The sequence below is a fragment of the Desulfosarcina alkanivorans genome (assembly GCF_009688945.1).
Classification (GTDB): Bacteria; Desulfobacterota; Desulfobacteria; order Desulfobacterales; family Desulfosarcinaceae; genus Desulfosarcina; species Desulfosarcina alkanivorans.
Genome location: NZ_AP021874.1, coordinates 5,316,229 through 5,328,525, shown reverse-complemented (window position 1 = coordinate 5,328,525; position 12,297 = coordinate 5,316,229). Strand labels below are relative to the sequence as shown.

9 protein-coding genes are annotated in these 12,297 nt (G+C 58.5%); 3 read left to right on the top strand and 6 right to left on the bottom strand.

Annotated features, from left to right (window positions below; genetic code table 11):
• Positions 1-96: 96 nt before the first annotated feature.
• A complete protein-coding gene (locus tag DSCA_RS23325; RefSeq protein ID WP_197904651.1) occupies positions 97-2,127 on the bottom strand; it encodes a TonB-dependent receptor plug domain-containing protein in 2,031 nt (676 codons plus the stop codon).
• 274 nt (positions 2,128-2,401) lie between these two features.
• Between DSCA_RS23325 and DSCA_RS23320 the strand changes: the two genes are divergently transcribed.
• Together DSCA_RS23320 and DSCA_RS23315 are read left to right on the top strand one after the other, a co-directional pair.
• Positions 2,402-4,354, top strand: a complete 1,953-nt coding sequence (locus DSCA_RS23320; protein ID WP_155318734.1) for a methyl-accepting chemotaxis protein — start codon at positions 2,402-2,404, stop codon at positions 4,352-4,354.
• Positions 4,355-4,695: 341 nt separating this feature from the next.
• The gene (locus DSCA_RS23315; protein WP_155318733.1) at positions 4,696-5,736 is read left to right on the top strand and encodes a fatty acid desaturase; all 1,041 of its coding nucleotides are present in this window, start codon (positions 4,696-4,698) and stop codon (positions 5,734-5,736) included.
• A 66-nt stretch (positions 5,737-5,802) separates the two neighbouring features.
• Here DSCA_RS23315 and DSCA_RS23310 read toward each other — a convergent pair whose 3' ends face one another.
• The 4 genes from DSCA_RS23310 to prxU form a co-directional block, all read right to left on the bottom strand.
• A complete protein-coding gene (locus DSCA_RS23310; RefSeq protein WP_231716553.1) occupies positions 5,803-6,180 on the bottom strand; it encodes a response regulator transcription factor in 378 nt (125 codons plus the stop codon).
• A 157-nt stretch (positions 6,181-6,337) separates the two neighbouring features.
• Positions 6,338-8,023 carry an ABC1 kinase family protein gene (locus tag DSCA_RS23305; protein WP_155318731.1) on the bottom strand — a complete coding sequence of 562 codons (1,686 nt, stop codon included), beginning with the start codon at positions 8,021-8,023 and terminating at the stop codon, positions 6,338-6,340.
• Between the two features lie 205 nt (positions 8,024-8,228).
• A complete protein-coding gene (locus DSCA_RS23300; RefSeq protein WP_155318730.1) occupies positions 8,229-8,474 on the bottom strand; it encodes a hypothetical protein in 246 nt (81 codons plus the stop codon).
• Positions 8,475-8,805: 331 nt separating this feature from the next.
• A complete protein-coding gene (gene prxU / locus DSCA_RS32695; RefSeq protein WP_231716257.1) occupies positions 8,806-9,528 on the bottom strand; it encodes a thioredoxin-dependent peroxiredoxin in 723 nt (240 codons plus the stop codon).
• Between the two features lie 548 nt (positions 9,529-10,076).
• Between prxU and DSCA_RS23285 the strand changes: the two genes are divergently transcribed.
• Positions 10,077-10,964, top strand: coding sequence for a DMT family transporter (locus tag DSCA_RS23285; protein WP_155318727.1), 888 nt, complete (start codon positions 10,077-10,079; stop codon positions 10,962-10,964).
• On the opposite strand, the gene DSCA_RS23280 is transcribed toward DSCA_RS23285, so the two are convergent.
• Complete coding sequence (locus DSCA_RS23280; protein WP_155318726.1) at positions 10,954-12,165, bottom strand: MalY/PatB family protein; 1,212 nt, start codon at positions 12,163-12,165, stop codon at positions 10,954-10,956. The genes DSCA_RS23285 and DSCA_RS23280 overlap by 11 nt on opposite strands.
• Positions 12,166-12,297 lie beyond the last annotated feature (132 nt).

Genomic DNA, 12,297 nt, shown 5'->3' with positions numbered 1-12,297 from the left:
TCGGGAGGCATAGCCCCAGCAACACCAGAATGGTGCAGAAACGGCAGATCCGGCTGCATCGTTTTATTTTATGCGGGCGTCCCTGCATCGATATCCCTAAAAACGAAAGGTGATCTTCCCGTATACGCTGCGTTGAACCTCCGTGGGCCGGGTATAGGCCTCCTGGACAAATTCCAGGTGACTGCTGTCCAGCAGATTCTGGCCGGCCACGGACAGTTCGAGGTCCGGAATGGGTCGCCAGGCCAGGCGAAGATCGAGGGAGATATGGTCGTCAATAGGATAGAAGGGATTGGCGGAATCAGCATACACCGTCGTCGCCTCGTCCACATAGCGGAACCAGATATCGAGGTCGAGACCGTCCCGGAGTGAGATGGCCGAGCGAAGGGAAGCCTGGTGCCGGGGTGCCGTTCCCAGCAGTTGGGACGCTTCCAGATCGCTGTCCAGATAGCTGTAGGCCAGATCCATCCTCGCCCAGTCGCATGCCTGCCAGGCCAATGCCAGTTCAACCCCGTATGTGTGGGCTGAATAGTCGTTGGTGAATACCAGGGGCTGCAGGATGTGGGTTCCCTGAAAAACGGGTGGGCCGTCCTCGATGGTGCGCAGGTTTTCATAGTCATTGTAGAAGGCTGCGATATCAAGGGAAATGGCGTGATCCGGAATGAATCGGTAGCCCAGTTCGTATGCGGTCAGGCGTTCCGAATCAAAGTTGCCGTCTCCCGTTGCCGCCAGGAGGATCGGCGGCATGAACATGTTGGCGGGAGGGATGACCGCGTTGACCACCTGGCCGTCGGTCTCCACTCGCGAGGGGGTCCGCACGGCACGGGACACGGCGGCCCAGACCTTGTGGGTCGCATCCACCGCCCAGAACAGCCGGGTGCTGGGCTGGAATTCATTTCCGGTGTAATCGTTATGCTCCAGTTTGGTGCCCAGGGTGAGCCACAGGCGCTCTTTTATCATGGTGATTTCATCCTGAAAAAAAGCGCTGAACAAATCGTCGCTGCGATGGGTCGGATCAAGGCTGACAATGGATGTGTTGTTGAAATCGTCCCGGGTACCGTGGTACCGCGCGCCCCAGACGAGATCGTGTCGATCTCCCGCCCTGAAATGGTGCTGCAGGTCAATATCGTAACTGTGCAGCTCCTGGTCGGTCCATGCCTCCCGGCGGTCGTTGCGATCATAGTAGGCCTGAAAGGTCAACTCGGACGTCGATGACAGGATGCGCTGCCAGCGTGCCACCAGATTGCCGCCGGCCACCTCGGCCGAATCGTCCACCGGCGACAGGTAGGGCATCTCCGGTGAGGGCAGCTCAAGCTGCTGGTTGATATCCCCCTGGTAGATGTCGCCTTGAACCGTCAGGCTGTCACCGGCGGTCAGTTCGGAATCGATGCGGAATCCGCCCTGGCGCATCGACCAGTCGTCGCCTGCATCGCTGCCGTCCGGATACTCGTAGGCATCCCGATCGAAGCCTTTGGCGTACAGGCGGGCATGGGTGTTCTCCCCCATTGAGCCGCCATAGCGGGCGGCGGCAAAGGCGTTTTCAAAGCTGCCCCCGCCCAGCGACACCAAGCCGCCCTGGGTATCCGCCGCCGTTCTGGTGATGATGTTGATCACCCCGTTGACCGCATTGGCTCCCCAGAGGGTGGCGCCGGGACCGCGAATCACCTCGATGCGTTCCACATCTTCCAGCATGACGTCCTGCACTTCCCAGTAAACGCCTGAGAAAAAGGGCGTGTAGACACTGCGCCCATCGATCAACACCAGGAGTTTTTCAGAAAATCGGCTGTTTGAACCCCGGCTGTTGACCGCCCATTTATTCGCGTCGATACGGGCCACGTTCAACCCCGGCACCATGCGCAGGGCATCGGGAATGGTGGTAACGCCGGAGCGGCGCAGATCGTCATTGGTGATGACAAAAATGGCCGCGGCACTGTCCGAAAGATGCTGCTCCTTCTTGCTGACCGACGTGACCTTGACGTCCATCAACGCTTCGAGACTCATTCCGGTCAGGTCCAATTCTTCGGCGCCAGCGGGTGTGGAAAGGCAGAGCAGCACGGCAGCGGCAAGAAGAGACATCACAAGATGAATCCATGTGTTTTTGTGTTTTCCATCGACTGAGACGTCAATCATTTCATTTCCTCAAGGTTGATTTAAACAAACCCTTCGCAGACCATTTAACCGGCATTTCCATGATCTATGTAGATAGATCGCCCCCATAAGCGGAAACTTGAGGCGTCAGCCGTGCTCAAAAGGATAATTTGTTTTTTTTGGGGGGTAACGGGGGGCGGGCCCATTTTTCCTGCGACGCCGGATAACGGCTAAAGTTTGGTGACGCCGGTTCGATAACAGGGTTCCGAACAGCGACGCCAACCCGAATTTACCATTGAAGGAGTATGCACGTTATATGAAACTTCGCACCAAGTTCCTGATCCCCACGCTGCTTCTGGTCATGATCAGTATGATCGTTTCCCTGACCGTTTCCATCATGAGCGCCTCGTCGGCCCTGGAACATGAGGTTCATGACGAACTGATCGCGATTGCTAAAAACCAATCGGCGTTTATTGAAAGCTGGCTGCAACGAAACGATGCGGACCTGCATAGCTGGAGCCAGGACAGCATCTACCGCATCGCCCTGGGGGCTGACATGCTGGCCAAGGGCGCCCGTAAAAGTGCAAGCAGGAAAATGACGGAAATTTTACAGGACTACCCCCACATCGCCGGCGTCCGCCTGACCAACAGCGAAGGCCTGGTGATCGCATCGTCGCATCCCGAGACCATCGGCAGCACCAATGTGGCCCAACGGGGGTATTTTCAAAAAGCCTTGCTGGGCCAGCCAAACCGCTCAGGCCTGTTGATCAGCAAAACCAGTGGACAGCCGATCTTCACGACCGCTGCGCCTGTGATACAAAACGGGAAGATTGAAGGGGTATTTTATGCAGTGATCAATCTGGCGGACATCAGCGCCAATTTTGTGGATCCCATCAAGGTGGGGGAAACCGGCTACGGATTCATGTTCAACGAGGAGGGCATCATCTTCGCTTATCCGGATAAAAGCCAATTGATGAAGTTTGACTTGAAAGAATTCGATTTTGGCCGCCGGATGCTCGACACCAACCTGGGAGCCTTCTCATACCATTACGAGGGAACGGAGAAAATCACCGGAGTGGCCCCTATCGGAGATTCGGGATGGCGCATGGGCGTCACGGCCCCCATGGATGAAGTCTATGCACCGGTGCGGACCCTTCGCAACGAACTGATCGGCATGACGGCAGTGGTGCTGGTGATCCTGTGCGCCGGTGTATGGGTCCTGGTCCAGCGGCTGGTGGTCGCCCCGGTACGCCGCGTTTCGGCCGGCCTCAAGGATATCGTCAGCGGCGAAGGCGACCTGACCCGGCGCCTGGCGGTGGTCGGCAAGGATGAAATTGCCGAACTGGCCACCTGCTTTAACGCATTCGTGGAGCAGCAGCGCGGCATTATCAGGGACATGAGCGCCCAGGCTGCCAGCCTGACCGGCGCGGCCGACGAAATGTCCAATACGGCGGACCAGATGTCCGGCGGATCCACCGGGACCCGGGAGAAGGCTCGCCGGGTATCCCGGGCAGCCAGCGAAATGAGTGCCAACATGGATACGGTGACGGCCGCCACCCGGGAAGCCGCGGAAGCCATCAGCATGCTGGCGGCATCCGTCGAGGAAATGTCCGCAAGCGTATCCGAAATCGCCCGGAACGCCGGTAAAGCCAGCGCTGTTTCCGGCGATGCCGTCAACAAGGTCACGGCGACATCCCGCGAGGTAAACGAACTGGGCGCTGCCGCCGCCCAGATCAGCAAAGTCACCGAAGTGATTACCGAGATTTCGGAACAGACCAACCTGCTGGCCCTCAACGCCACGATCGAAGCGGCCCGTGCAGGCGAGGCGGGCAAAGGGTTCGCCGTCGTTGCCAACGAAATCAAAGACCTGGCCAACCAGACGGCCGGTGCCACCCGGGAGATCAAAACCAACATCGAAGGGATTCAGAATTCAACCACAAGCACCGTGGAAGAAATAAAAAAGATCGCCGGCGTGATCGGCTCCGTCAACGATCTGGTGGGTTCCATAGCGGCATCGGTGGAAGAACAGGCGGCGACAACCCGGTCGATTGCGAAGAATGTGGCCCAATCCGACGCCGGCCTTCAGGATGTCACCCGCAGCATTGCCCAGAGTTCAGCGGTCTCCACCCGGATCGCCGAGGAGATCCAGACGGTTAACATCGCTTCCAAGGAGATGTCCGCCAGCAGCGACCATATTCAGCAAAGCGCCGCCGGCCTCGCCGATCTGGCCAAACAGCTCGACGCACGGGTCTCACGTTTCAAGGTTTAGCCGTCTTTTCACCATGGAACCTGCTGAAGATCTACCAGCCAACCGGTCGTCGTTGGCGGGTTCCATGGCACTGGCGGGCATGCCGCCCCACCGACTCAGGCCCCCGCCTTCAGGCCCTCCTGTTTGAGCGGGAAAGAAGAAGCGGTCCTGTGGACAGATCCGGTGGGAAAGCGTATACTGAGGTTTAAGGCTTGTGATGATTTTTTCAAGGGTGGCTTACCCGCTCTGACCGGCCCCGGCATGACCGCCGGTTTTCTTCTGATCTGACTCCCCCCTTTCTTCGACAGCGCAGGCGCATTGATATGCTTTGAGGCCCTTGATCAAGCCGATAGGAGGACGCAATGCACCCCATCCCCCATGCCCCCGCCCGCGGCCCCGCCAGGGCCAAGCCTGACTGGTACCCGGCAACTGCGAAATACGGCAAGCCCGATATCCGCCGGGCAACGTGGCAGATCATCGACACCATGGTGCCCTATGCCGGCCTATGGGCCCTGATGATCCTGATGATTCGAAACGGCTCCCCCTACTGGATGACGCTGGCATTGGCCGTGTTGGCCGGGGGCCTGCTGGTGCGCATTTTCATCCTTTTCCATGACTGCTGCCACGGCTCCTTTTTCGCCTCACGGCGAGCCAATACCCTGATGGGGTTTGTCACCGGCATCCTGGTCTTCACCGCATTCGAGGACTGGCGACGCGCCCACGGGAGGCATCACGCCACCTTCGGCGACCTGGATCGCCGTGGCACCGGCGATATCTGGACGATGACGGTGGCGGAATACCGGGCAGCATCCCTGCGAAAGCGGTTCGCCTACCGCTTTTTCCGCAATCCCCTGGTCCTGTTCGGACCGGGGCCACTCATCCTGTTCCTGGTCCTCAACCGTTTCCCCACCGCCGGCGCCAGGCGGCGCGACCGCATCAGCGTACTCCTCACGGACCTGGCCATCCTGGCGGTTTTGCTCCTGGCGGGGCTGACCATCGGCTTGCGCACCTACCTTCTGATCCAGTTGCCCATCATCCTGGTTGCCAGTTGTGCCGGCATGTGGCTGTTTTACGTCCAACACCAGTTCGAAGGGGTGTACTGGGCGCGCCATGAGAACTGGGACCCCATGCGCGTGGCCCTTGAGGGCAGTTCCTATTACCGGCTTCCGAAGGTGCTGCAGTGGTTCACCGGCAATATCGGACTGCACCACGTTCATCACGTACGGCCCCGGATTCCCAATTACCATCTGCAGCAATGCTGCGATGGCATCCCGGCCCTTAAGGCCGTCCAACCACTGACCCTGCGCGGCAGCCTCAAGTGCCTGAAGCTGAACCTCTGGGATGAAGCAAAGCAGCGGCTGGTGAGTTTTCGCACGTTGAAGTCGCTGCCGCAGGCGGTTTGACAGCTATTCGGCCTTTTGGGAGAAAAACCGACGGTGGCGACGGATTTTCAGCGATCATGGCGATCATTATCGCCGGATGGTTTCATGAATCACATCGATCAGGCGCAACCCGGTGGCGTGTTCCTTGGAAAGAAAATAGTCCGCCCCCTGTTCCAAGGCGGCCGCTTTGACCTGCGGCGCGTCCAGACCGGTCAGCACGACAAGACGGATATCCGCAGCCACCGCCTTGACGGAAGCGATCAAGCCGAGGCCCGTCTCCAGCGGAAGCAACATATCGAGAAAAACCACATCGGGCGGCTGACTGCCGAGGATGTCTCTGGCCTGGTCGGCGTTTTCAGCTTCGGAAACGTTCACCAGGGTTTCATTCGTCTCGATGACGGCTTTCAGACTGCGACGAAAAATCGGAGACGGGTCCACAATCATCACATTCTTGCGGAGCAGCATGGTCACCCCCATTCCTGAAATCCGGGTCGCTGAAGCCAACTGCCGGCCAGGCCGGGGTCATTGTCCCGGCAGGCCCATCAGGAGAAACGGTCTGAAGTTGCGGGGAATGGTCGCGGCATTTTATACCCGCAGGCGGAAAGCCCCGCCAGTCGCCAGTTTATAACTTCCCCGATCGCACAATCGAATATACCAGCCACAGACCCAGCAGGGTGGCGATGACGTAGCCCGTAAATCCGAGCACATCGGTCATCGAAAGGGTCTGCACGCCAAAAAAATCAACTTCGAAGAGCAGCACTTTACGGGTGGAGTTGAGAATCAGGGAGGCGGCGATCAGCGAGGCGGCGGTCACCAGCCCGAGGGTGAGTCGATTGATGCCGTTTTCGAATTTTTTGGAGGAGTCATCCAGACCGGTGTGGCGCAACTCGATGCGGGGGGGGTCCGTGGCCAGGCGTTTGAACAGGCCGTGGGCCAGGTGGGGCATCTGGCGCAGGTAGCCGCCGAACAGCTTCATGTCCCGGCCCATGTTCTTCAGTACCTTGTGGGCCTCGTAGCCCTGCTGCAGCAGGCGCTTGGCGTAAGGCCGGGTTACCTCCAGCAGGCTGGCGTCCGATCCCAGAATTTTTCCCAGGGCCTCGGTCTGGATGAAGGTTTTAAAAAGCAGCAGCAGGTTGCGGGGCATGCGGATGCGATACTTGAACACCAGCCGCATGGTCTGATCATAGACGTCCTTTACCGAAATGGTCTTCAGGGAGCGGCCGTAGAAGGGCTCGGCCATATCCTTGAGGTCCACCCGAAAGTGTTTCAGGTCCATGGTCCGGGGATCCACCAGACCGGCCGCCTCGAAGGCCTCCATGACCATGTCGTAATCGTGTTCGGCAAAGCCCAGGAACAGGTGGGCGATCTGCATCATGGTCTCTTCGTCCAGGTACCCCACGATGCCGAAATCCACCAGGCTCACCCGGCCGTCGGGCATGACAAGGGTATTGCCCGGATGGGGGTCGGCATGGAAGATGCCGGCGGCCATGAGCTGGCGGGAAAATGAGCGCAGGCCGATCATGGCCACGTCCTGGGGGTCGATGCCCTGGCGCCGGATGTCGTCCACGCGGTCCATCTTGACCCCCTCGATATGCTCCATCACCAGCACCGATTTGGCCGTGTAATCCCAATACACCTTGGGAATATAGATCTCGTCGATATCCTTGAAGCTGCGGGTGAAGCGCTCGATGTTGCCGGCCTCGATCAGCATGTCCAGTTCGCGGAAAATTGTGCGTTCGAACTCCTTGACCAGGTTGACGGCCCCCACGATGCGGCCCAGGTCGAAGGCCCGTTCGAACCGGGCGGCAAAGTAGTACATGAGCTGGATGTCTTTGCGGATGCGCTTTTCGATCCCCGGACGGATCACCTTCACCGCCACCTTCTCCCCGGTGTTCAAGCGGGCGGTGTGCACCTGGGCCACCGAAGCGGCCGCCATGGCTGTCTCGTCGATGCTGTCAAAAAGCTGGTCAGGAGACTGGCCCAGTTCGGCCTCGATCAGGCGCCGAATCCCGTCGAAGGGAACCGGCGGCACCTGGTCCTGCAGCTTGGTGAATTCGTCGATATACTCCGGGGGAAACAGGTCGGCGCGGGTGCTCATCAGTTGGCCCAGTTTGATAAAACTGGGGCCCAGCTCCTCCAGGGTTTTCCGGATACGGACCGGATCGGGGAGTCCGGACTTGATCTTGGTGCCGGTTCGTCCTTTCAGCCGATCGGCGATCTCACCCATGCCGTGTTTGATGAGCACACGCGAGATCAGGCCGAAATGGCGAATACCGCGGATGCGATTGCTGGAAAAGGGAAACGACATGGGATTACCTTTTTTAATAAAGACGCCTGGCCCAAAGGACAATGGGCAATTGTATGTGGTGTGTCCAGTAATTCAGTAAACAGAAGCCAGAAGCAAGGAAGAATTGATGTCGCTTCGCGCCGGCTGTTTTTTAAGAATGACTGAGCCCGAGGCGACTCCTGCTTCTATATCCCGACGCCTGTATTATGTATTCTCTTGAAAGACGCTACTCTTCGTCATCCGCCTTTTCGTTGACCGGCTTCCATTTCTTGGCAATTTTCTCTAACATGTACCTGTCGGCCACATAACTTTCCACCAGTCCGCAGTCCACACAGACAAAATTGTCCAGCGCAGCCATGGCCGTCAGGCTGACGGGAATGGAATTGCTGCCGAAGGGACCGCTTTTCAGGGGCAGGTCCTCGGAAGCGTAAATATTCGCGGACCCGCACTTGGGGCATTTGCCCTGCTTCATGATATTTCCTCCCTTGATTGGTGGCTGGTTGCAAAAAGGATGGCACTCACGGTGTTATGCCGTAATCCCGGTTCGGTGTCAACGCACATCGCCGGGCAACAATAGGATACCGGAACAGCGATGCTGACTTTCCACCGGCGGCATTCCTTTTTCGAAATTACGCGGGTTCTCTTTTCTCCAGGATCCGGTATTTTGGATGGTAACGGGTTAAAAATGGGCGGATGTGAGGAAAAACGACAAAGGGAGCATCCTCTGACCGGATGGGCGATACCCCACGGCGGACAGCGGAGTATCACCCACCACGGCAAAAGAATCGATTCAGTTACCGGATTCAATCAAAGGCCATACTCGTCTTCCACACTTCCCACACCTTCCCCACCAGGTCGGGACCGGGCTTGAGCGTCTCTTTTCCGGGCCGCCAGCCGGACGGTGTGGCCTCGGCGCCCTTGGTCTCCCGGACCAGTTGGAAGGCCTGGACCTGGCGGAAGGTCTCCTCGACGTTGCGCCCGACCGGTGGGGTGAGGACTTCGTAGCCCTGGATCACACCGTCGGGGTCGATGATGAACCGGCCGCGGTTTTCCACACCGGCCTCTTCGTTGAACACACCGTAAAGCTTGCCCACCTTGCCGCCCGTATCGGAGAGCATGGGAAAGGGCACGCCGCCTTCAACCATTTTGGAGAGTTCGTGGTCGTCCCACATCTTGTGGACAAACACACTGTCGATGCTCATGGACATGACCTCGACTCCCAGTTTCTTGAAATCAGCGTATTTTTCGGCAACTGCCGAAATTTCCGTCGCTCAGACAAAGGTGAAATCACCGGGGTAGAAGCAGACCAGCACCCATTTGCCCAGGTGATCGGAAAGTTTGGTGTTGATGAATTTTCCCTGCTGATAGCCGGAGGCTACGAAATCCGGTGCTTTCTGGCCGACATGAATCATTGAGTTCACCTCCTTGGGCGCCTGCGGCGCGGCGGTTTCAGGTTCCTGATCGGGTTCTTCGCCAACGGGTCCACCGGTCGGCCTTGAACAGCCGACCGCCATCTCTTCAGTCATAAGATCCTCCTTTGTTATAATGGTGGCATGGGTCTGGGAATCATCGTGATTGTCAATCAACGGATGGTGGCAGATAGAGATTGTCTATAAATTTAGGAAAGGACCCACCCCCTGTCAAGCGTTGACACAGGCACAAACCGGCGGTGGCCGACCCAGGTTAAAGCGCATAAGACCAAAAAATAAAATGATAAATGGTGGTTGTGCAACTTTTTTTTATCAAAGAGTCTAAACTAAAAAATAATTCTTATCCTCTATTTGGTCCAGAGTCGGTCGAATGGATCACGTCCGGCGGTCCAGCCGTACGCGCAGCAACTGGCTTCGACTGACAGGCAGGGGCATTCCGTCTATCAGGCGGGCACCGGTATTTCCGGCCGTCCATCACCGGATGACCGGCAAACTGGATTGGACAGGAAGACCCGCGGCCAGGACAGGGTACGGCGCTCCGCCACCTTGCAAAACGGGGGGGCTTCGGGTACAACGGCGTGACCGTTACCGGGTATCGACTGGCGATTCCCCATACCCCGTTTCTACGGAGATCGGCAGCCACCATGAATGCAACGTCCAAATCGACCCTGCCCGCTTTTCTCATGGTGGCCGTGGCACCGATGTGCTGGGCGGGCAACATCGTCCTGGCCAAGGGGGTGGCCACGTTGATTCCCCCGGCAGCACTGGCCTTCTGGCGGTGGGCCGTGGCCTTTTTGATTCTCCTGCCGCTGACCTGGCCCTACGTCAGACGGGATTGGAAAACGGCCAAGGCCGGGTGGCGAATCCTGGCCCTGCTCGCCCTTTTCGGCGTCACCAGCTTCAACACCCTGCTCTACATGGCCATGCACACCACCACGGCCATCAACGGCGCCCTGATCCAGACCAGCATGCCGGCGGTCATTATCGTCATTTCCATGATCCTATACGGCGAGCGGGTTTCCTGGATTCAGGCCGCCGGCGTAACCCTGTGCGTGGTGGGCGCCGGCGTGGTGGTCCTCAAGGGCCGCTGGCAGGCGCTGGTCGACATGGCGCTGGTGCAGGGAGACCTGATCATGGTCGTGGCGGTAGTCCTGTATGCCCTCTATTCGGCCCTTTTGCCCAAACGGCCGAACATGCATCCCATGAGTTTTCTGACTTACACCTTTGGTCTCGGGTGCCTGGGCCTGCTGCCGTTCTACCTGTGGGAGATGTCGGCCGTGGGAACCTTCGTGCTGACGCCCGGCGTTGCCGGCAGCATCGGCTACGTGGCCATTTTCCCGTCCATCGTGGCCTATTTTTGCTGGAACCGGGGGGTGGCGGTCATCGGGGCCAACCGAACCGGCCTGTTCATCAACCTGATTCCCGTCTTCGCGGCCGCCCTGGCAGTCATTTTTCTGGGGGAATCCCTGAAGGCCTTCCACCTGGCGGGCATGGCCCTGATTGTGGCGGGGTTTGTGATGTTCAACCGGTAACCGCCTTCCGGACCCGCGTCAGCGCATCTTTGAGAATCGACCGCGGACAGGCGATGTTGATCCGCTCGAACCCGTCCCCTTCGGGACCGAAGATGAAGCCCTCATCCGGAAAGATCCGCGATTTTTCCAGCATCAGGCGCTTGAGTGCACGGTTGTCAAGCCCCAGTTCCCGGCAGTCCAGCCACACCAGGTAGGTGCCCTCGGGCCGGATGACCCGGACGCCCGGAAGTTGGGTGTCGATGAACGCCTGCAGGAAATCCAGGTTTCCCTCGATATAGGCCATGACCTGTTCCAGCCACGGCTCCCCTTCCCGATAAGCGGTCTCGCAGGCCAGCACACCGAAAGGATTGGCCCATTTGCCCATACCGCAACGGTCCAGGGTCCGCTGGAAACGTCGCCTGAGGGTGGTGTTGGGGATGATGATATTGGAGGTGTGCAGGCCGGCCAGGTTGAAGGTTTTGCTGGGAGCCGTGCAAACCACCGTATTCTGGGCCATGGCCTCGCTGATGCCGGCAAAGGGCGTGAAGGTGACCCCCCGGTAAATCAGATCGGCATGAATTTCGTCGGCCACCACCAGCACCCGGTGCTTCAGACAGATCTCCCCGACGCGGGTCAGTTCTTCACGGGTCCACACCCGGCCCACCGGATTGTGGGGGCTGCAGAGGATGAAGAAGGTGACGGCCGGATCCGAGGCCTTTTTCTCGAAATCGTCAAAATCCATCTCGTAGCGCCCATCCTTGAGGATCAGGCTGCTGGAAACAATTTCAGCACCGTTGTTTTCGATGGCATTGAAAAAAGGATAGTAGACGGGCCGCTGGAGCAGCACCCGTTCACCCGGTTCCACGAAGGTCTGGACCAGAAAATTGACCGCCGGGACCACCCCGGGCGTGGAGACGATCCACCCGGTATCGATCTCCCAGCCGTGCCGCCGTTTCATCCATGCCGCCACGGCCCGGTCGTAACTGTCCGTTCGAATCGTGTATCCGTAAATGCCGTGCTGCGCCCGCCGGACCAGGGCATCCACCACCGGCCGGGGCGCAGGAAAATCCATGTCCGCCACCCACAGGGGCAGAATCCGGTTTTCACCGAAATAGGCATCGGTGGCATGCCAGCGAGACGGGTTATCGGGGTTTTGGATCACGCCCCATTTGGCGCTTTGCGTGTCTTTACGGTTGATCTCCCGGTCAAAATCATATTTCATGGTGCGGTTCCTCATTGATCTGGAAATTTAAGGTTCAACAGCCAGCAGGGGGTCTCATAACACCCGATCCGCCCGGCGTCGATTGTTTTCTCAATGTTGATGGTTACATTCGGAGTGTTTCAGGGGTCAAGG